19 protein-coding genes and 1 tRNA gene are annotated in these 21,470 nt (G+C 42.6%); 10 read left to right on the top strand and 10 right to left on the bottom strand.

What is annotated here, in order from left to right:
• Nucleotides 1-4: 4 nt before the first annotated feature.
• The 5 genes from RMY63_RS34920 to RMY63_RS34900 form a co-directional block, all read right to left on the bottom strand.
• Nucleotides 5-412: a hypothetical protein gene (locus RMY63_RS34920; protein ID WP_094348002.1), complete on the bottom strand. Its 408-nt coding sequence runs from the start codon at nucleotides 410-412 to the stop codon at nucleotides 5-7.
• A 688-nt stretch (nucleotides 413-1,100) separates the two neighbouring features.
• Nucleotides 1,101-1,172, bottom strand: a tRNA-Gly gene (locus tag RMY63_RS34915).
• A gap of 102 nt (nucleotides 1,173-1,274) precedes the next feature.
• The gene (locus RMY63_RS34910; protein WP_322733088.1) at nucleotides 1,275-1,787 is read right to left on the bottom strand and encodes a GNAT family N-acetyltransferase; all 513 of its coding nucleotides are present in this window, start codon (nucleotides 1,785-1,787) and stop codon (nucleotides 1,275-1,277) included.
• Nucleotides 1,788-2,216: 429 nt separating this feature from the next.
• A complete protein-coding gene (locus RMY63_RS34905) occupies nucleotides 2,217-2,507 on the bottom strand; it encodes a transposase (protein WP_322733087.1) in 291 nt (96 codons plus the stop codon).
• A 295-nt stretch (nucleotides 2,508-2,802) separates the two neighbouring features.
• The gene (locus RMY63_RS34900; protein ID WP_322733086.1) at nucleotides 2,803-3,969 is read right to left on the bottom strand and encodes an AI-2E family transporter; all 1,167 of its coding nucleotides are present in this window, start codon (nucleotides 3,967-3,969) and stop codon (nucleotides 2,803-2,805) included.
• A 277-nt stretch (nucleotides 3,970-4,246) separates the two neighbouring features.
• Between RMY63_RS34900 and RMY63_RS34895 the strand changes: the two genes are divergently transcribed.
• Both RMY63_RS34895 and RMY63_RS34890 read left to right on the top strand, forming a co-directional pair.
• Entirely contained in the window at nucleotides 4,247-4,609 is a 363-nt protein-coding gene (locus tag RMY63_RS34895) for a hypothetical protein (protein ID WP_416212576.1), read from the top strand.
• 286 nt (nucleotides 4,610-4,895) lie between these two features.
• Nucleotides 4,896-6,320, top strand: a complete 1,425-nt coding sequence (locus RMY63_RS34890) for an LCP family protein (protein ID WP_322733085.1) — start codon at nucleotides 4,896-4,898, stop codon at nucleotides 6,318-6,320.
• On the opposite strand, the gene RMY63_RS34885 is transcribed toward RMY63_RS34890, so the two are convergent.
• Entirely contained in the window at nucleotides 6,292-7,386 is a 1,095-nt protein-coding gene (locus RMY63_RS34885; protein ID WP_322733084.1) for an anthranilate phosphoribosyltransferase family protein, read from the bottom strand. The genes RMY63_RS34890 and RMY63_RS34885 overlap by 29 nt on opposite strands.
• An 851-nt stretch (nucleotides 7,387-8,237) precedes the next feature.
• Between RMY63_RS34885 and RMY63_RS34880 the strand changes: the two genes are divergently transcribed.
• Together RMY63_RS34880 and RMY63_RS34875 are read left to right on the top strand one after the other, a co-directional pair.
• The gene (locus RMY63_RS34880) at nucleotides 8,238-8,441 is read left to right on the top strand and encodes a hypothetical protein (RefSeq protein ID WP_322733083.1); all 204 of its coding nucleotides are present in this window, start codon (nucleotides 8,238-8,240) and stop codon (nucleotides 8,439-8,441) included.
• A gap of 233 nt (nucleotides 8,442-8,674) precedes the next feature.
• Entirely contained in the window at nucleotides 8,675-11,023 is a 2,349-nt protein-coding gene (locus tag RMY63_RS34875; protein WP_322733082.1) for a GNAT family N-acetyltransferase, read from the top strand.
• Nucleotides 11,024-11,408: 385 nt separating this feature from the next.
• Here RMY63_RS34875 and RMY63_RS34870 read toward each other — a convergent pair whose 3' ends face one another.
• From RMY63_RS34870 to RMY63_RS34855, 4 genes are all read right to left on the bottom strand, one after another.
• A complete protein-coding gene (locus tag RMY63_RS34870; protein WP_322733081.1) occupies nucleotides 11,409-12,038 on the bottom strand; it encodes an FHA domain-containing protein in 630 nt (209 codons plus the stop codon).
• Nucleotides 12,016-14,151, bottom strand: coding sequence for a substrate-binding domain-containing protein (locus RMY63_RS34865; RefSeq protein ID WP_322733080.1), 2,136 nt, complete (start codon nucleotides 14,149-14,151; stop codon nucleotides 12,016-12,018). The genes RMY63_RS34870 and RMY63_RS34865 overlap by 23 nt, the downstream gene beginning before the upstream one ends.
• Before the next feature lie 43 nt (nucleotides 14,152-14,194).
• Nucleotides 14,195-14,875, bottom strand: coding sequence for a response regulator transcription factor (locus RMY63_RS34860; protein ID WP_322733079.1), 681 nt, complete (start codon nucleotides 14,873-14,875; stop codon nucleotides 14,195-14,197).
• A gap of 99 nt (nucleotides 14,876-14,974) precedes the next feature.
• Entirely contained in the window at nucleotides 14,975-16,093 is a 1,119-nt protein-coding gene (locus tag RMY63_RS34855; RefSeq protein WP_322733078.1) for a HAMP domain-containing sensor histidine kinase, read from the bottom strand.
• Nucleotides 16,094-16,295: 202 nt separating this feature from the next.
• Between RMY63_RS34855 and RMY63_RS34850 the strand changes: the two genes are divergently transcribed.
• From RMY63_RS34850 to RMY63_RS34825, 6 genes are all read left to right on the top strand, one after another.
• The gene (locus RMY63_RS34850; protein WP_322733077.1) at nucleotides 16,296-16,787 is read left to right on the top strand and encodes a hypothetical protein; all 492 of its coding nucleotides are present in this window, start codon (nucleotides 16,296-16,298) and stop codon (nucleotides 16,785-16,787) included.
• A gap of 563 nt (nucleotides 16,788-17,350) precedes the next feature.
• Nucleotides 17,351-18,190 (top strand): Pvc16 family protein, encoded by an 840-nt coding sequence (locus RMY63_RS34845; RefSeq protein WP_322733076.1) that lies wholly within the window; start codon nucleotides 17,351-17,353, stop codon nucleotides 18,188-18,190.
• A 30-nt stretch (nucleotides 18,191-18,220) separates the two neighbouring features.
• A complete protein-coding gene (locus tag RMY63_RS34840; protein WP_322733075.1) occupies nucleotides 18,221-19,882 on the top strand; it encodes a phage tail sheath family protein in 1,662 nt (553 codons plus the stop codon).
• Nucleotides 19,883-20,024: 142 nt separating this feature from the next.
• Nucleotides 20,025-20,480 carry a phage tail protein gene (locus RMY63_RS34835; protein ID WP_094347975.1) on the top strand — a complete coding sequence of 152 codons (456 nt, stop codon included), beginning with the start codon at nucleotides 20,025-20,027 and terminating at the stop codon, nucleotides 20,478-20,480.
• Nucleotides 20,481-20,503: 23 nt separating this feature from the next.
• Nucleotides 20,504-20,998 (top strand): phage tail protein, encoded by a 495-nt coding sequence (locus tag RMY63_RS34830; RefSeq protein ID WP_322733074.1) that lies wholly within the window; start codon nucleotides 20,504-20,506, stop codon nucleotides 20,996-20,998.
• An 11-nt stretch (nucleotides 20,999-21,009) separates the two neighbouring features.
• The gene (locus RMY63_RS34825; RefSeq protein ID WP_251959044.1) at nucleotides 21,010-21,357 is read left to right on the top strand and encodes a hypothetical protein; all 348 of its coding nucleotides are present in this window, start codon (nucleotides 21,010-21,012) and stop codon (nucleotides 21,355-21,357) included.
• Nucleotides 21,358-21,470: the final 113 nt, after the last annotated feature.

Raw genomic sequence — 21,470 nt, 5'->3', positions numbered from 1 at the left:
TGAGTTAACGTCTGTAGGTAAGCCAGACCATTAGTGCTGGTAAGATAGCCAATAGCACCGCCACCATTGCCCAAGCAATAATGCTGGAACCATTTGCCAATCGCAGTGCTAATGGCAGCCATATAATCACTAGCACGAAAATAATGCCCAGCGCTATAGGCAGATAGCTTTCTCCCAAGCGGGGATGGACAACATGCCAACTATTTCCCATCCAACGCCAAGCCCGTTTGTAGGGATAGGTGGTAGAAAGCTGTTCTAGGACATGACCATTATCTTCTACGACAAAGATTTGCTGACAGCGATCGCAACCAAATGCTTCTGTCAGCGTAATCGGAATTAACTGACCCCGGCGACGACAGGGACAGGGGTATTCGGTATTGAAATCGATTTTTTCGGGTTTTTGAGATTGCACAAGCGTTCTAATAACTTGAGCGTGTTTTACACGAACTGCGAGAGTATGATGCCTTAGAGGCTTCTGTGTTTATATACATAGAAAGGCGATACAAACATTGTCCTGATTAAATATAGTAGATGCAGCTAATTTTAAGTATACTAGTTGCTAAATTAGTACGGAGTTATCTATTTGTAACTTTCCCCGTAGCTGGCGATTTTGCTTAAAAATTTCCTTCTCTTCATTTGTCGCTTTCAAGGTAATGTGGTTGCGTTATTTGGGGATTTATTATGCTGACACACCTGGTACAATTTTAAGCATAGGTGGCGAGCGATCGCTCAACCAAGCAAATTCTTTGGGCAGGCTACGCTCGTAAACAATACACATCAACAAACCCGCTAATTTCTCTTTGGGTGACTATATATTACTATCAGTTCTCAAAGTTAAATCGGCATTATGTCCAATCTATATTCCTTGGAGTTGACAAGCGTTTGTTTCCAGAGCAGTAATTGCTAAAACATCTATTGTAGTGTGTAACTCTTTGTCCTATATATCCAAATATATATAGATTGTATTGTGGCTAATTTTAACTTACCTGTCCACATCTACAGGGGTTTACAAGAGTGCAGAGCTAATCTACAAACACTTCAACGTACCCTAAAAACACTAAACCTCTTGGAATTGTTAAATTCAAGAGGTTTGAGTTGGAAGCGGGTAACGCGATTCGAACGCGCGACATTCACCTTGGCAAGGTGACGCTCTACCACTGAGCTATACCCGCGATCATCACCCAAATATTAATATCTCAGATTTATCTGTAATTGTCAACTCTTTGATTTAGTCATTGGTCATTAGTGAATAACAAAGGACAAATGACTAATGACTATTGACCAATGACCATTGACCAATAACCATTGACCAATGACTTAACATACACGCGATCGCACCTTGTTGTTTCTACTCCCGTTGCTGGAGTGTAGCCATTGCTTTCATACAGCTTGACTGCTTCCACCAAAACGCTGGCGGTTTCAATCCAAATTTGTTGAAAACCACGCCTTGCGATCGCTGCTTCTAGCTGTTGTAACAAATATTTCCCTAATCCCAAACCCCTGATGCTGGGTAAAAGATACATTTTGCGTATTTCTACAGCTTTTTCGCCTCGGTGTATGGGGTAGTATGCTCCAGTACCTACTAACTGACTTTGGTGTTCAATTACCCAAAACTCTCCCCCAGTAGCTAAATAACATTCCTCTACGTGCAGCACATCTCGGTCAGCACCCTTTGGTTCCCAACCCAGACCGTATTCTGATAATACATAACTGATGACTTCAGCGGCTCTTGTGCGATCGCTTTCCACCCAATCACGAATTAAAAAATCTTGATAATAGTTTTTCATTACCATTTGCTGGTCAAGTTTACACAGAAAAATTTTCCATATCTATATCCCAATTTACCCAGCAAATAGCAATTCTTGCAGAGTCCATTTCCGGCTGCACTCTCAAGACGTGAATTGTGTCAGTGCTGAGAAAAGTCATCTTGATGAATATCTCTAATTCATCAAGTTTTTCAACTTCTGAAATTACATCTTCTCTTGGTGCATCCGAAAGTTTTTATCCCAATTCTTTGACTTAAATAAGTGTTATGTAGGAATCATATTTGATTTCTGAAATTATCTACGTAGCTGGGGATGGTGGGGCCCCCTCTGGGGATAAGGGGTAATGGGGAGTAGGGAATAGGGAATAGGGCTGAAGGCTTTTCGAGTTGTACGGAGTTTTTTCACGCAATCAAATCATAGTCCTATAGCAATCCGATTTGATTCGGAGAATTACTTACGCTTTGCCCAGAAATTAGCAAATGCCTTTTGCAAGTTTCTTAATCCCTGTTGAAGGGGAACCGAACTTACATTAGCCAAGAAACTTAAATCTTCCTGCTTCTTCCACGCTGTCAACATGGCTGAAGTGTCGGAGTAGTCTATTCTTTCCTGCCTTTGGTACCAAGCTTCCGTCCGAGCCGCCAAAGCTTTGTTGTAGACCAATCTGACGCAACCCAATGTTTGGCGCAGAAGAATCTCTTGCTCTGGTGTCGGATAGAAACGGTATCGAAAAGCTCTTTCCATCAAAAAAAGAATGCAAAATTACTTTTTCCTTTCTAGCAAATCTTCTGTAAAAGCAGTTGTATGCATCGTTTTCTTTAAGAAATCTTCACCGCAGGGTTAACCCTGCGTCGTGGTTTTCATCTCTTTGCTACGCCACGGAGTTTTCAACCTACCCTCCTATAAATAAGAGGGGTAAAGGGTAAAAGATTAATAATAGTTGCCCACCATAAGAGCAATAGCTTTTTACCCTTCCCTTTGCCCTTTACCGTTCCTGATAAATAACTGATGATACACTTCTTGCTGCTGCCTTCTTGTATTAGGGCAATGTCGCTTCAGAAATGCTCAAAGTTTTGTTGGCATCAGCTTTCGAGGACTCGTTTGCTGGAACGGATGCAGTTATCTCCCCAGTGGCGTTGTCGTTTGTCCCGCTACCAAGACGCAAGGCACTTAAAGCAGTCTTAATCACAACAGCTGTAGGTACTGCCACAATTACACCCAATAGTCCGCCAATTCTTGCCCCTGTTAAGACTGAAATTAAAATCCAAACTGGATTTAAACCAGTAAAACTGCCTAAAATCCGGGGGGCAATTAAATTTTCGAGAATTTGCTGTACAATTACCGCTGCAATTAACACTCTCACACCCATTGAAAAATCTTGTAATGCTACCAATAGTGTAGTCAAGGCGATGCCTACAGAACCGCCAAAGGGGACAAGAGCCATCAGACCAATAGTTAGGCCGAATAGTAACCCAAATGGCACTTTCAGCCACAAAAAGGTAGGAATAAGGGCTGAAGCCATACAAGTAGATAAAATCAACTGGGTGATGAAGAAATTTTGGAAGCTTAAGCGGACTGTTTTAGAGAAAGGATCGCGAAATTTATTAGGTAGCCATTCGACTAAACTTTCCCAGAGTTCACCCCCGTGCTGTAAAAGATAAAAAGTCAAAACTATCGTTAAGAGAATATCTAGCAGGCTAGTAACTGTGAGTACAGCCAGATTTAAAACTTGTCCGGCGATCGCTTGTAATTGTCCTTTGACGCGATCGTTGATTTGCACCACCAGAGCATCGAGGTTAATCGGTATGCCAAAAGTCTCAGCTTTCCCGTTTAATATCATTAACTGAGAGCGTCCAGAGTCGATTAACTCTGGCAAACGCGCCACCAGTTGTTGAGCTTGGGTAAGAGCTAGGGGAAAAAGTGTCACACCCAATGCCAATAAAATCGATAAAGCCAAGAGAAATACTAAAATAGCAACTTGCTCTCTCTTAGCACCATGATGCTCCATCCAACTCACGGGGTAGTTGAGCAGAAATGCTAGCACTGAGGCTCCGACTAAAATGACTATGAGAGAATGGAAATAATTGAAAAATACCGAAATTGCCCAACCATTGATAACTAGCAGCGGAGCGAATAGCGCGATCGCCCCGATTCGCGCTATTGGAGTAAATGTTTGCCACCAGTCGAGTAGCTTACGTGTCTGCATTTTGAGCTGATTGCGGAATAGAACTAAATGAAATTTTTCTTTACAGCTTATTATCTCTAACTATATGAGTCTTATTCATCCTTCTAGTTTAAGAGTTAGACTAACCCCAATGAAGAATTTTGAACCAAAAGAGAATGGGGAGTGGGGAATGGGGAATGGGGAGTGGGGAGCGGGGGAGCAAGGGAGCGGGGGAGCAGGGGAGCGGGGGAGCAGGGGAGCGGGGGAGCAGGGGGAAAATAATAATCCCCAGTACCCAATACCCAATTCCCAGTACCCAATACCCAATCCCCAATACCCAATCCCCAAAATACAGTTGCTTTTACATTTAGTTCCGATCGTCGGCTTTTTTCCATCCTTGTGGACGCTCTATCGGGGCCAGGGTAGTCGGGAACAACTTGCTATTAGTCGTCTGTCTATTACTTTGGCACTTACTTGGTTGTTGAGTTATTTATTATTAGCTACCGGAGCAGCAACTTCAGATTTTTTTCCGCTACGTCTATTTATCCTCAATAGCTTTCTCACGTCAAGTTACTTTTTAGTAAGTGTTTGGTTGATTTTGCGCCTAATGCAGGGCAAATCTGGTCGTTTACCAGGGTTTAGTAGTTTAGCTGAACGAGTGCTTGGCAAGTATTTATCTTAATTTTTTAGGGTGAAAATTTGTCGGTGTTTTTACTGATTTTTAGAAAAATTATGGCTTATTTATTTATATATCTAGTCAAATCCAGTTTATTATTGCCATACTTCAGTAAAACATCTCTAGGTTGTCCCAAAAAAAGAATAAATGCTGCTATAAGTGTTGTGGTTGACACTACATTAAAAAAGTTAGCACCGATAATTAATAGTTAGCTATTATGGGTTGATTTGTTTGGATGTTTTTAGTCTGCAAAAATACTGAATTTGATTAGTGAGTAAGTGTGAGGAAGTCTGTGACCATTCAAAGAAGTTCGGCGGAAGAAAACCAGTCGGGAAAAGCCTCAAAGTCTAGTAAAAAAATTTCCCAGAAATCGACATCAGGACGTTGGCTGTGGTTTTGGGTAGGGATGAGTGGTATTGCAATGGTGTCAGCAACTGCGGGGGCGCTTTTGGCAGTGTCTTTAACCAGTACGCCTCTGCAACAAGCGCAGCTCACTCCCAAGGATGAGGCGGCCTTTGATAGCGATCGCATTTCTGGAGGTGTGCTGCGATTTTCAGAATTAACTCGTCCAGTGAATCTTTTGGTGATGGGAATGAGCGTACTTCCGCCAGATATCCAAAACCCTCCCGAAGATACCAAAAACCTCAAATACCTGCCCCAAGTAAACTCTTTTGATGGTCTTTCTGATGTGATGCTCTTGGTCAAATTTGATCCAGAGACGAAAAAAATAAATATGCTCTCCATTCCCAGAGATACCCGCACGGAAATAGAGGGTTATGGAGTAAAAAAAATTAACTCCGCCAACGTTGAAGGTGGCCCAGCTTTGACTGCCAGAACTGTCAGTAATCTCTTAGGAGGGGCAGGAATCGATCGCTATGTCCGAATTAACGTTTTGGGAGTTGCCAAGCTGATTGATGCTTTGGGTGGCGTGACAGTTTACGTTCCTAAAGATATGAAATATCAAGATGATTCTCAACATTTGTACATCAATTTGAAGGCGGGTAAGCAGCATCTCAATGGCGATCAGGCACTACAATTGCTGCGTTTTCGCCATGACGAACTCGGTGATATTGGTCGGATTCAGCGCCAGCAAATGGTGATTCGCGCTTTGATGGAGCAAACACTAAACCCGGCTACTGTTGCTCAATTACCTAAAGTTCTTGATGTCGTGAAAGAACACATTGATACTAACTTGACGGTTGAAGAGTTAGTGGCGCTAATGGGTTTTGGGGTGCGGACAAATCGCTCTAATATGCAAATGTTAATGCTGCCAGGTCGCTTTAGCGAGAAAGGCGAGTTTGATGCTAGCTATTGGTTGCCCAACAAAGATGGTATTGCCAAACTGATGGCTCAACACTTTGGTTTGGAGTCAGAACAGGAACAGCTGGGGACTGCGACCGACCCCCGCTCTTTGCGTGTAGCAATTCAAGATAGTACAGGTGGCGATCGCTCTAACCTCCAACCGTTAATTAGAGCCTTGGAAAAATCTGGATATCGCAATATCTATGTGGCCAAGGCATGGAGTGAACCTTTAGATGTAACTCATATTGTCGCCCAACAAGGAGATGGTGACAGTGCTGAATCAATTCGCAGCACTTTGGGATTTGGAGAAGTGCGCGTGGAAAGCACTGGCAACCTTGCCTCGGATATCAGTATCCAAGTAGGTAAAGATTGGTTGGAACAAAAATCTATTTTGGAGAAGTCGTTGACACCCTAAAGGGTATATCTGCTGACACTGAATTTACTGCCTGGCTCAGTTCTTGGAGTTTAGCTGCTACTACACCATTGGTTAATAATTCTTCTGCTTTCGCTAAACCCTCTGCCATATCTGAACAAATACCACTCCGCCATAGATAAAATCCGCCATTCCACAAGGCTGTTTGCATCAATTCACCTGGTTTACCTGCCAAAACCTCTTGAATATCCGCCACCAGTTCTTCAGTAGTTCCAAGGGATACGTTCTTGGTAGTAAAGCCGTAATCACGCGGTACGAGGTGCAATCGTTCTACCTCTTGGGGTGCTACGGATGAAGATAAGCTGATGATTGCAGTGCGATCGCGCGGTAAGTCGCAACTACCTTCCAATCCCTTAATTAATGTAAATTTTGTTACTCCCCGCAGTCCGAGAGCTATCTGAAACATTCCTTCTGTCGGCGGATGAACAAACCCTGCAATTACGTGAGCATCCCCAGCATAAGGACACCAAATTAACTCCATTGTCGCCAACGGCGGACGTTTGCCAAGCTGGTCGCGGTACTCCCAAATACTTGTAGTTAAGGGAAAATGCTGAGGTAGATAAATAAAGCCGATTCCCGTTTGCTCAAACACTTGTTGGGTTTTTGCTAGGGGTAAGGTAGTCCAATCGACTCCTAAACCCTGCCAAATATCTATCAGGGGTAAGCCGTACTTAGTTGGTAGGCGATCGCCACCATGCATTACCACTGGTTGTTTCACTGTGGCGAGTAGTAAAGCTGTTACGGGACTAATTGGTGCTGTGCGTGTCCTACCATCATAAGGGATGCCAAGAGCGATCGCTGGTCGCCCAGAGGCTATGGGTTGCAGTTTTGGCCCCAGCTCCTCATAAGCATCCAACATTCCGGCTAACTCTTCTCCCGTGGGACGCTTAATTCGGTGAGCAATCAAAAAGGCTCCAATTTGGGCTGGTGTCGCTTCACCCAGCAGCATCATTTTAGTAGCGGTGGCTGCTTCAATACGAGTTAAATTCTCAGCTGTGTGGTTTCCACTGCCTACTTTTTGCAGAAATTCCCGAAATACATTGCTCATTTTTCCTTTGTCCTCCGTCCAGCGTCATTTGTCCATTGTCCTTTGTCTTTCGCGATCGCCGAAAATGACTAATGACCGAATTTTGGATTTTGGATTTAATAAATGTGAGTTCGACGAACTAAAAATAGCAGGATGTAGAGCAGGTAAGTCTTGGGCGTAGATGTCAAAGTAATTCGTAATTGATAATTCGTAATTCGTAGTTGCAATTAGTGGTCAACAAGAAAGTGGCGCTTTCTTGTTGACCACGCTCAGTAAAAATTCAGTGCTTGCTCTGACACCAAGTAATTACGAATTACGAACTTGTACTGAGCCTAGCCAAAGTATTACGAATTAATAATTATTTGGTCAAGAAATAATTGTTAAGGCAAATAAGTATAAGCAGTCAAACCCGCAATTAACTTGACAATTAAATTGGAAACATTACGAAGTCAAAGTCCGTAAAATACCTTGTAAATCAAGACTTACAGGCAGTTCTAGCATCAATTTCATAATCAAGCCTAAAACGCTAATAATAACGACTGCTATTATTGCCCAGCAAAGGTTTCAAGCGAGTTACAAACATATTTAGTATATTATGTATTAAAAAACCAAAATTATTATACTTCTTTGGATAGATTGTATTACATGTTTAATTACTGGTAGTTGTTAAAGAACAGGCGCGTGAGGGCAAGAAATCTTAGCACGTCATTTGTATCAGCGGGGTTGCCGCTGTATAAGCGGGGTTACCGCAGCAATCCAGGTTTTTTCTACACTTTAAGAAAAGAAATTTTTTGTCCTAAGTCCAAGTAGAGTTGACGCGTCAAGACTAAAACAGCTAACAAAATCACTTTTGATTCGGGAGAGAAATCTAAATGATTATTAACGACTTGACCTACTTAGAGCAAGCTGAATCCGCAAACACTTTAGTAGGCGGAGGTAACTACGGCAAGGGCTATGGCAAGGGCTATGGCAAAGACTGGGGCAAAGACTGGGGCAAAGACTGGGGCAAAGACTGGGGCAAAGACTGGGGCAAGGGCTGGGGCAAGGGCTATGGCAAGGGCTATGGCAAAGACTAGAAATTGAGTGAGTGTTGTGGAACCCAAATGGTTGTGTAACCTTCCCAGCGTGCCGGAGCTTAACTTTTCTACCATTTCGGAATCACCGCAACCTCATACTTGCAAAGCTGGGTTCTTCCACTTTAGCTTTTGATAGTTCACAAATCTCCTGGCTCTTGAAAGCGATACTTGGCCGCTTTCAGCCAGGAGATTTTTTGCAACTGCATCACCTTCCATCTGCCAGAGAGTTCAGTATGAAAGACATCGAAATTGAGATCATTGATAATTTTGAAACGTTTCAAACGATCGCAAACCATTGGGACTCCGTATACAAAACCGATCCGGAAGCTCAATTCTTCTTGTCTTGGACTTGGATATCTGGTATGGTGAAAAAATTGTGCAGCTATTCCCGTGCCGCGTGGTTTATATTAGCGGCAAAATCAACTGCCCCGAATTCAGAGTATGTGGCATTTTTTCCGCTAGAAATTGGGATCGCAGAACATCCCGAAGGCTGGCTCAAGAGTCGTCTCTCGATGATGGGAGTTGCAGAGTCAGAGCATCTTGGGTTTATTTGCTTGCCAGAATACGAAGCAGCAGTCACTTCTGCCTTTGCCCAATTCCTTCAGCAACAGCAGGAAACTTGGTCTATTTTTGAAGTCGAAAATATTCAAACGAGCAAATGTCGAATGAGTCGGTTCCTGGATCAGTTCTCCACAGAAGCCTTTGAATTGGCACAACAGGAACGGTTGAGCGATTTAGTAGATCAAATTGACAATAGCATTGTTCCGTACATCGCTTTGCCAGACGACTGGGAACAATACCTGCAAACTGTCGTTAGCTCCAACACTCGACAGAAAATCAGACGCCTCTTGAGAAAAGTTGAAAGCTCCAACGAGTTCCACCTGACTCAGGTCAACGCAGAGAATTTAGATCTTCATCTAGAGATCCTCTTAGGATTTTGGCAAACCAATTGGGAAGGCAGAAAAGGCGCAGACTACTGCCAAAAAATCGTAGAGAAAATCGGGTTTATTTTGCGTCATAGCTTTGAACACCAAAGCTTATACTTACCAGTGCTCTGGCAAGGGAACCAACCGCTGGGCGCGATCGCCAACCTAATGGATTTTGATGGCAAAACGGCTCTCTTCTTCATCGCAGGTCGCGACGACACCGCCAGAGAGCTTTCTTCTGGTCTGGTTCTTCATGCCTACGGGATTCAACATGCGATCGACAATAAATTTAAAGTCTATGATTTCCTGATGGGTAACGAGGCATACAAGTTTTCGTTTGGAGCCAAAGCCCGTCAGATCAAAACCATGCTGATCCAGCCCAAGCGATCGCACCAAAATCAAGCGCTAAATTTAAGAACAATTCCAGAAGCGCTCCACCGTTTTATCCATTACCAACAAACCAACCGACTCGATCTAGCAGAGCAAGGCTATCATCAAATTTTGAACGTGCAACCTCAACACCCAGGTGCACTCTATCGGTTAGGAGTCTTGATGCAACACAAAGGAAACTACTCAGTTGCTGAAGAGTTGTTCAGATATGTCCTTCAGGTGCAACCTCAAGATGTGAAAGCCTGGTTTAGTTTAGGCAACTTGTATCAAGCTCAAAATCAATTACCAGAAGCAGAAGCAGCCTATCAGCAAGCTTTAGCACTCCCTTGTGAATCCTCAATGCTTTCATCAGCAATCCATCATAATCTGGGCTATACGTTGCAACAACAGAATCAATGGGAAGCCGCGATCGCACATTACCAAAAATCCCAAGAACTTCAACCCAACTCCATCGAAGCAGAAGTAATTTTGGCAAATGCTCGCTACGCCCAAGGAACATTACCCCCAGAAAAGCAACTGCATTACGCCACCCTTAACTATGAATTGGGTAGCAGACGAAAACAGGTAGGTGATTTAAAGGTTGCGATCGAATACTATCGCCAATCCATCACAATGCAGCCCACTTTAGCAGAAGCTCACTATCACCTCGGCATCGCATTCCAAAAACTAGGAAACTTGGACGAGGCGATCGCACATTACCAAAGCGCCCAAGCCCTGCAACCCAACTATCTTGAAGCCGAAGTCAGTTTAGCGAATGCTCTTTATGCTCAGGGAAAGCTGCCCTCAGAAAAACAAGCGCATTATGCTGCCCTCAATTATAAATTAGGCAACCACTGCAAACAGGCAGATGATTTAGAAACTGCAACGGAATACTATCGGCAATCTCTCGTCCTAAATCCAAACCAACCAGAAGTTCACTATCATCTAGGATTTGCCCTACAAGAACAAGGAGACTTGGACGATGCGATCGCACATTACCAAAGCGCCCAAGCCCTGCGACCCAACTACCTTGAAGCCGAGGTAGGAATTGCAACCGTCCTCTATGCACAAGACCAACTATCCGCAGCCGATCGAGATCGCTATGCTGCACTCAATTACGATTTGGGCAAGGTTCACCACCAATCAGGAGATATCAAAGCTGCAATCAAATACTATCAGCGAGCGATCAGACTAAAACCAGATTTGACAGAGGTTCGCGATCGTCTACGCCAAGCACTGCAAGAAGAGGACGGTATCAAAATTAAGGTCAGTCGTGCGAAACAATAGAAACCAGCTGCCCAATTGAAAATGATTATTGTAGAGACGGCGATTCATCGCGTCTCTTGCCTTAACCGAACAGTATTGCCCAGTCTCCGACTGTCCATGCATTCATTGAGTCAGAGACTCAATGCCTGATTGGAGACAGCAGCCTCTAATCAGCCATTCCCATGCTCTGCATGGGAAGGAGATAAACGAAAGAACAATGGAAAATCAAGCTTTTTTCGACTTGTGTGTACACCGCAGCCTTTTAGTAAAGGGAACCACTGCGTTGGGCGAGCAATGCCCTACTTGTTCGCTTTTAGCTAGCGTTCCCAGTAGCGTGAGGATTGGAGAGAGGTATACTTCATGTAGTTGCAAAACAGAGAATCTTGATTACCAAATTACCTTTTTACTACACTACATATATAGTGAAATTAACTAGGTTATCTTGACCAAATCGCAGCGAATCACCGTTAAGCAGGCGATACTGCATCCCAGGAGTCAGAGGATTATTGTTTAAATAAATACCATTTGTACTCATATCAACAATCATGTAGGAATTTTGCGACCAGTCCCAATCGACTCGTGCATGACGACGAGAGACTATTCCCTCACTGGGAATACCGGTCAAGTCAATTTCTGGCGGCGCTATTCCTGGACTTTGACTGCGGCGACCAATATAACCTCCTTCGCCAACGAGGTGAAACTCTCTGCCGGTGCTATGAATCAACTTTAAAGCTGGCGCTCTTTGAGGCGGAGGGGTATAAACAGGCGGTGTTGGTTGATAAGAAACTCTTGGCTGATAGACTGTTGAATAATCAACGGGAGCTTGTTGGGGTGGTTGGTAGTTAGGTTGGTCTGTAGGTGGCCGCTGATACTGAACAGGCGGTTGTTGATTGGGCGGTGGTTGACTAGGCGGTTGTGGTGTAGGGGCAACTACATTACCCACAGGAGTGGAACACCAGGGACAAACCTTAGCATTGTTAGGCAGGGCGCGGTTAAAATATTCGCAACTGGGATTAGGGCACCGATTTGCAGGCATAAGATTTTATATCATCAGGCATAGGTTGTAAAGCTACAAGACCTACTTTAGTAAGTAAACACTGACCCTGACGAGTAGTTAGCATCTGGGCAAATGTAGAACCACCAGGCAGGCGGTTGCTGTCTTTAGGGTACACTACAAAAATAGGGTATCCCAGAGGGTAGCTTTGGAAAGTTGTGACATCAACATAATAATCATCATGCTGACACAAATCATCCGAGGGATTAATTGAGCGCCGATCGCGCTTTTGAAACAGAGGTTGAATAGCGGACTTTTTGCCATTAGCGATCGCTAGCGGATAGCCAGTACACTGACTCGAAGTTTTACTGATAATTCCAAAACTGATAATACCAGTGGTTCGCCCCTCTAAAGTCTCACTGCGTATTAGGTTTTGGGTTTTTGTTGTATCAAGTTTAGTAACTTTTGCTGCAAATAAAGCTTCATCTTGAGGGGCATTTTGCAAAACTATTTCTTGAAATTTACTGATTGCTTCCGGTTCAGTTGGGGCAAAAGGTTTCACAGGCAGATTTGGAAGTTTGGGACTAATCTGCTGCCAATTAGTAATTTTGCCTGTGTAAATTTGACGCAATTGCTCAACATTGATTTGCCCCCCAAGAGCATTGGCAAGATTTGAGTCTCTTTTATTAAATGCTACAAAAACAAGTAACCCATCATAAGCTACTGCTTTTTTCGCAAGTTTATCTGTAATGTTGTCTACCAAACTAGTAATTGCAAAATCTTTTTTGTTTGTTTGGACTTCTTCAAGACTTTTAATCGGATTATTTACATTTGATGATAAAACAGATTTATAGTCAAATGTTGCTGTCGCATCTGACTTTGGTCTGGTCAATAAATCTCCTAAACGACTGTTGTCCACTAATTGTGTTAAAACAAAACTCCATGTACTATCTTTTTCTCCTGTGTAGGTAAATTGTCCAGAAGGAACGTTGGGGACTTCTGAAAAATTTCGCACAAGTCTAGACCATTGGATATATTGATTAGGATTATCTGTTTTCCTACCCCAAAGCCAATACCAAATTCCCCCACCAAGTAATAATAAAAGCAGGATTAATAGCAAAAGTAAGGGCATTGGCAAAGGCTTTTTTATTTCTTGAGAACCGGGCGACGAACGCACCGAACTTTTGCCACGATCTTCTTTAGGAAGTTCTAGCAGTGCTTGACGAGCCGTTTCTGCACTCTCAAAGGGAGTTTCCAGCCCAATTAAACGATAAATAAATTGCTTTAAATGACTATCGGTATCCGGCCATTGTTGATTATCTCTAGGATTGAGAGGCTGGTTAGATGAAAAATTAGTTGTCCGCCCTACCCATAAATAAAAGGCTAATAATCCTAATGATTCTAAATCTTGGTCAGGTCTGACGGGCGCGGGTTGAGGAATAATCGGGGGAATAAATAAGTTTTCCCAGATAGCTAAATCACAAAAGTATATAGAAAAATTTTGATTATTTTCTACCTTAATTAAGGTACTATCTAAATTGATATTGCCGTGAGTGATACCCAGTTGCGTTTGATTGGATGGAAAACGCAGCTTTTGCGTGTGGAGAAACTGGAGAGTTTGTAAACTTTGATTTAGTACCTCACGCACATCAAGAGATGTCATTGCTCCCTTTTCTATGAGATACTTACCTAAAGTTTGGGATGACTCTATACCTTGAGTAATTAAATAACAGCGCTCTCCTTTTTCATCTGCGATCGCTTCTTTAGTTTCGACAAGACGGAAGTTTTGAATTCGACTATCGGCTAAACTTACCCCACCTACCCGTTTGAAAGTCTCTTTGCGCTTTTGAGTCTCACTTTCATTAAAAGAACGATTGGGGAGCAGGTATTCTTTGATGATTACAGGTTGTTTGTCTTTGAGTTGAATAGCTGAGTATAAGCGGCCTAAACCCCGCACACCGACAAAACTAGCTATTTGATAAGTTCCCTGACTTCCTTTAATCTCAGCCTCCTGTGGTAAAGTTGCTGGAAAACCACATTCCAAGCAAAACTTAGCACCCTTGATTTGCTGCGCCGTTTGGAAAGGGCGATCGCAACTTAAGGGAGAATTGTACGAGCAGGGGTATTCTTGATAAAAAGATTCAAATGAAGCCATATACAAAGAGTTTCGTGAATTGCGCCGATTACTTCTGTCGTGCTCAAGCGTGAACTAATCCTAGCTTGAGGGCAGCCACAATCGCTTGAGTCCGGCTAGTAACCTTCAATTTTTCAAAAATACTAGTGAGATGCGCCTTAACAGTAGCAACTGTTACATATAAATGTTTAGCAATTTGTTCATTAGAAGCACCTTGAGTTAACCAGTATAAAACCTCTTGCTCTCTTTCAGTTAAATGCACCTCATGACATGCTTTTACACAAGAGTCGGAATAAGCCTGAAAAAACCGGAAAAATCGACTAGCAACTTCTGAAGGTAGATAAATTTCTGACCTAGTTACAGTGTCAATAGCTTCACACAATTGGGTTGCCACACGATTTTTAAACACATAACCCGCGGCTCCCGCCTGCATTGCTCTAAAAATCCAGTCGTCTTCTTGATGAGCCGACAATACTAAAACTTTGCCAGTATAAGCAGCTTCTTTAAGACGTGCCAGAACTGTAATTCCATCACATCCTTTCAATTGCATATCCAGCAAAATTAAATCTGGACACTTCTGGGCTGTAAACTTTAAAACCTGCTCGACAGAATCTGCATCACCAATAACTTCTACAGATAACGCCGAATTAATACTATAAAAATTTAGTAGAGTCCGTAACCCTTGACGAAACCGTTCTTCGTCATCTACCAGCAAAACCGAAAGTTTCTTATTATCATCAGCCATATCTTTAATTACGAATTACGTAGCTTGCTTCTCGCCGTACCCCTACTCTTAAGCAAGCTACGCGTAGGTCTCGTAGAGAAGGCGAGTATTACGAATTATTTATCCACTCCTTGGTCGAGGCAAAATCATCGAAAATTGTGCTCCACTTTCTGATAAAGCTTGTGCCCAGATACTGCCTTGATGATCCAAAACAATTTTTTTAGCAATAGTTAAGCCTAGTCCTGTACCTCCCTTCCGCCGAGAATAAAATGGGGAAAATACTTTTTGCAAATCTTCTTGAGATAATCCTGGCCCTTGATCTGAAATTTTAATTAAAACTTCATCTTGAAAAATTTGCCAGCTACAGGTAATAGTTGCCGAGTTAGGACTGAAATGGACGGCATTACTGAGGATATTATCAAATACTTGTTTCATTTGTAATTTGTCTATCTTCAGTATTGTCGATGTATCGGGAATCAATATTTTGAGTTTTTTCTGATTAATTAGAGGGTGTAAATTCGTGATACTTTCAACGACCAAACTTCTTAAATCTTGAGGTTTTACCCTTAATTTTGCTCCTTGTCCACAATCAATAAGCTCATTTAAATTAGCATCTAAATCTTGTATACTTTCCCTAATGATTGTTGCTTGCCCTTGCCAAGGACTATCCTCCAACCCTAAGCATAAGTTATGTGCATACAATCCAATAAGCCCTAGAGAGTTACGTAATTGATGGCCTATTCGATGCAAGATATCTTCTAGGAGTTGAATTTCAGTTTTTTGTCTTCCATAGTCTAAGTAAATATTTACATACTTACTCAAAAGCATAGCAGAGCGTTTTACGTATAACTGCAAACCCTCTGACAGAGGTTTATGAGTAATGATTTGAATGTATTCGGGTTTTTGATTTCTATAGGCTATAGGGCAAATGTAACAAATAGATGAAAAATCCTTCAGTCTAAATTCATGCAAAGTCAAAGCAGGTGGAAAATCTGTCAGCCATGCTTCTGAGCGCAAATAAGCTAAAGTTTGATGGGAAAAATAAGCTTGGTATTGACCATAATTTATAACTTCCTGATGATTTTTCAGCAAGCAATCATGATAGACAATCCGAGCGAAAAAAATTGGATATTGACTAGTTAACTGCTCAGACTCTAGCTGACAAAAGCTCTGAATATCTGAGGAATTCAAATAATTCGAGCCATTCTTTAATTTTTGTACAGAAAAGCCTAGTGTCATAGGTTCACTCGCTTTTTGCAACTAAATATTTTACCCTTCTGCTGACCAGTATAAATTTATGCTGCCTCAGTAATGTTTATTTTTTTGTTAAGTTATGTTTGTAATAATTAATACAAAGAATGATTAAGTTGATATTTGCAGGTGCATATCACTTGATATATGTATTTTAAGTACAAATTATATCCTTTGTGGGAGCTTTGAAATGAAATTGAAACTAGTTGTTTCAGTTGCACTAACAGGTTTATTTTTCAATCTCTTAGTCAGCCAAGAAACAAAGGCTAAAAGTTTAACAATTGTTGACAATTCGGCATCAATAACTTCCTTACAAAAAGCAGAAACTCATAAAGTTTTATCCGAGAGCAGTCTGTCACCAAGCCACCAGCGTCAAACATTTCTCATTTCGGAAGTTTTCAATCTAAGCGGTGTGTGGCAAAGTAACGACGGTGGGACTTATTATGTTACACAAGTAGGCAATCAAGTATGGTGGTACGGTCAAAGTGCTGACGGGGGAGTAGGATACACTAATGTCTTCCGAGGAATCCTTGTAGGCGATAGAGCAACAGGTGAGTGGGTCGATGTACCAAAAGGAGGGAACAGGAATGTCGGAGTTGTGTCAATTGAGATTTTTTCAAACTATAGATTTGTGCAAAAAGGATCAAATTTTGGTCCCGTTGAGTGGAATCGAATTTCCTAATATTCAATTACTAGTCAAATTTTATTTTTTAAGATTTTAACATTTGAAAATGCAGCAGCTACAGTTTGTTGCTGCTATTTTTATGGAATTATGGGACTATTTGAATTCGATTCATGCGGCTAAAACTCTTTATGAAAGTTAATTTTTTAACGTAGACACGGAGCGGCTTGCCACAGGCTAGCGCAAAGGCGCAGAGAACACAGAGAGAAGGAAAAAATGCTCAACTCAACTGTATTGAGTCTGGTGGACTACTAGGCAGGCTTTTCGACCCACCCCATAAGAAAAAATGTGGTGCGTCCAATTAAAAACTGCTCCAAACTAATCTACAAACTGAAGTTGCTACTTTTCGGATTCTTGAAAAACTAATATTCTCAAGCTTTCTCAATCATCATTTTAGGAGTGAGAGAGTAGAGGAGCAGAGGATAAGTTGTAGTAAGTCTTTCTCGTCTGCCTCTCGTGCCCCATGCCCCATTGCCAAAATATCGACAAAAGTCTAATTAACTTTAGAAGACTGATACATATACTGTAGATGCATCTGGATTAGCTACCAGCACAACACCTTCATGCTTATCTTCGTTCTTCAAACTTTAGCCGAAATTCTAGCTGGAGGAACCTCACTTACCAGTACAGAGCAAATTGAGTTTAGCCATCCTGGTAATCGTAGGGAAGATGCAGCAGGGCCGACTCTCAATTTATACATTTTTGATATACGTGAGAGTAAGCAGGTACAACATTCTGGCAGACAAGTAGAACGCAAGCTAACACGCGCTCTACAACCTGCCACTGTAAATTGGGCACCCGCTTGGTTTGATGTTTCGCTGCTCTTAACAGCCTGGGATAGAACAGCTTTAGGTGAGCATCACTTTATCAGTGAGGCGTTGACTGTGCTGTTGCGCCATCGCACCTTGGAAGAGGAGTTTTTGGTTCCTGAATTACGGGGCTATGGTAATTTGAACATGACAATTGCCCTAGAGCCGCCAATTGAGATTGGCTCTTTATGGAGCGCTTTGAATGTGCCATTGCGTTCAGCCTTATATTTGACCGTTACAATCCCCTTCGAGCCACAACCGACTCCAGTGCCTTTGGTTTGGGAGCGAATTTTCAATTTGCGAAATCAATTGTCTCGCGATAGTGACAGTCTAGTATTAACCAGGCGAGTTGCGATCGCAGGTATTGTTAAAAGTGCACTGACAAATCTGCCGCTGGTAGCGACAGAAGTGGCTGTGAGAGGAACTGAAAAGTCGATATTAACCACTAAAGAAGGGCTGTTCTTCTTTGAAGACCTTCATTTAGGTAATTATGTTTTGACTCTGAATCATCCAGGCTATTTACCTCAAAACGTCAATGCACTGGTAGATAACCAAAGTAATACTTTCAAAGAAATATTTCTAACTCCTGAATAATTAGATTTTTACTGACTTGGAGAGACTTTCATGGCTAGACTTGATTACTTTGCTCCTGGTGTCTATATTGAAGAAATTGACCGAGGTAGCCGACCAATTGAAGGTGTTAGCACAGCAGTTGCTGGATTTGTTGGCTTTACAGAAGACGTTCGTGGTGGGGCTGAATTATACAAGCCTATGCTAGTGACCACTTGGACGCAATTTTTAAACTACTTTGCCCGTCCCAACTCTGATGGCTTCACCGACTTCAACGCTTATTTACCCTTTTCAGTCTACGGCTACTTTATGAATGGTGGCGGTCGTTGCTGGGTAACAAGTATCGGGACTCAGTTACCAGGCGCACCCAGACCCGCAACTCCAGAACCGGCTAACTTACGAATAAACGCTCGAGGTAATCGTCCAGCCCTGCGCTTTACTTTGCGCCCTGAGCAAGCAGCAGGTGGATTAGTAAATATTGTCATTATTGATGGTTCGCCCCGCGCTCTACCCGAAGGTACTGAAGGAGAAGCGCCTCCCAATACAGGCGAATATTTCACCATCGAAATTCGTCGGGGAGATGAACTTCTAGAGCAATACGAAAATTTGACAATGAACCGCGAGGCTGCTGTTCAGGTAGCCACTTATGCGCTGGCGGCATTGAGAAATTCGATGTATGTCACTGTAGAAGATATTACTCAAAGCGGACAGCCTTTAGCTCGTCGTCCGGTTAATGGTCAATATGAACTAGCGCCGCCGATTGTTGCCACTCCACCCGATAGATTTTCGCAAAATTTAGAAGGGGTTAGAGACGATCGCACCGGGGTACGCGGTATCTTTGAAGTTGATGAAATTACGATGCTGGCCTGTCCTGATGTGATGCGGGCTTATCAAGAGCAAGTACTGAATTTAGATCAAGTTCACGGCATCATCGAACTGATGATTAGTATGTGCGAGGGTTCTGCCAGTGGCGATATTCCCAATCCGCCCAACCGCATGGTTGTACTTGATGCGCCACCGGAAGCCGTTAAACCGCAGCAAGTAGTGGAATGGTTGAATAGATTTAACCGTCGTTCGATGTTTGCGGCCCTTTATTATCCTTGGATTAAAGTACCTAATCCACGCGATCGCGGTAATCCAATTTTAGTACCTCCTTGTGGTCATGTGATGGGTGTTTGGGCCCGCACCGACGAAACCAGAGGGGTTTACAAAGCCCCAGCAAATGAAGTTCCCAGAGGCGTAATCGGTTTGGGCTATGACACTAACTTCCGCGAACAAGAACTATTAAACCCCTTGGGGATAAATTGTATTCGCAACTTCCCCAATCGAGGTATTCGCATTTGGGGCGCACGCACTCTAGTTGAGCCAGATAAAACAGAGTGGCGTTACATCAGTGTGCGTAGATTAATTAGCTATATCGAAAAATCCCTAGAACTGGGGACTCAGTGGGTAGTTTTTGAACCGAACGACCAAGATTTATGGGCGCGTGTCACCCGCACCGTCAGTAACTTCTTAGAACGTATCTGGCGTGAAGGTGCTTTGTTTGGGGCATCTCCAGCCCAAGCATTTTATGTGAAGTGCGACGAAGAATTGAACCCACCAGAAACCAGAATTTTAGGACGTTTATATATTGAAGTTGGTGTTTGTCCCGTCAGACCAGCTGAATTTGTTGTTTTCCGCATCAGCCAATGGAATGGCATTGAAGATAGCGAATAGCAATATGCGTAGGGAGTGGGGAGTGGTGAGTAGGGAGTAGGGCAAAAGACTTCTTCTCTTTACCCATTCCCCATTCCCCATTCCCCACTCCCCATTCCCCATTCCCCATTCCCAAATTAATCACATAAAGGAGTCTAAAAGTATGGCAGGCGAATTTTTAACCTCTTGTAAGTTTTACTTTGAGGCTGACGGAATTACTGATAAGTTTATTAAAGAAATTAGCGGACTAGGCGTTGAGAATACACCAGCGCAAGAAGTTCACGGTTCATCTAAGGGCGCAAAACTAATGCGTCAAGCTACACCAACTGTTGTTAAATTTACCAACATCACAGTAAAAGTTATCGCCACTGATGATATAGACCTTTATAAATGGTATCAAGACTGTAACGAAGACATGGGAGACCCTCGGAAGTGGTCACAGAATCGTAAGACTGGCTCGGTGGTTGCTTACGACCAACAAGGCTCTGAAAAGGCACGGTGGAACATTGTTAATTGTTATCCCTGTAAATACACCGGGCCTACCTTAACTGCCTCTGGTGGTGATATGGCAAATGAGACTGTTGAATTGGTTCACGAAGGAATTAAACGGATTAAATAATTTAGTATTTGCAGTAATTAACAGTGGTACAATCCGCAAGTCGAATTCCAGAAGTTCTGACAGCCCATCGGTTCTATTTAGAACTGACACTAGAAGGTCAAAACGATGCCAATTGTTTCTTTTTGGAGTGTCAAGGCTTTAAAAGAACACAAGAGGTAATTGAAATTACTGAAGTCACTTCTCAAACCTGGGGTACAAAAGGGCAGTCAAAAGGTCAGGTGGTGAGAACTAAGCTTCCTAGCAATCCCAAGAGTGGTAATCTCATTCTGCGTAGAGGTATCACCAACTCTATGGATTTTTGGAAGTGGTTTGAAAAAGTCCAACAGGGTAATTGGTCACAGCAACGTAGACTTGTTGCTTTGTCTATTTATAATCAGGCAAATCAAGAAGTAGCTAGATTTGAATTAGCCGGTGCTTGGCCTGCAAGTTACAAAATTGCCGATGTCAACGCCCGCAGCCATGACATCGAAATTGAGGAGGTGGAGGTTGCTTTTGAGGAATTTAAACGCGTGAAATAATTAGGAGGATTATGTTTCCCACAGAGTTTGAATTTACACTGCCAAAGGGGTATCTAGATTCTGAAGGCAACCTCCATCGCAAAGGTGTAATGCGGTTATCAACGGCGATAGACGAGATTGCACCCTTGCGTGACCCACGTGTTAAAGCCAATCCCGTTTATGCCACAATTATTATCTTGTCGCGAGTGATTACCCACTTGGGTGCTTTATCAGAAGTGACTCCTGCAATTGTGGAAAACTTTTTTTCTCAAGATTTAAATTATCTCCAAGATTTTTACCGTCGAATCAATGGATTGGAAGGTGAAACTTCCATACCAGAAGATACAGTAAATTCCCCCGAAGCACTTCTTCATAATTGAGTTGGGCATGGGGCATTGGGGAGTGCTGAGTGCTGAGTGCTGAGTGCTGAGGTTAAAGTTCCGAGTTCAAAGGCTCAACGTTCAAGCAAAAAGGTGCAACTTCCGAGTTCAAA

It is taken from the genome of Nostoc sp. ChiQUE01b (assembly GCF_034531255.1).
GTDB lineage: Bacteria > Cyanobacteriota > Cyanobacteriia > Cyanobacteriales > Nostocaceae > Nostoc.
Note: the sequence above shows the minus strand (reverse complement) of the source record. Positions and strands in the feature narration are given on the sequence as shown.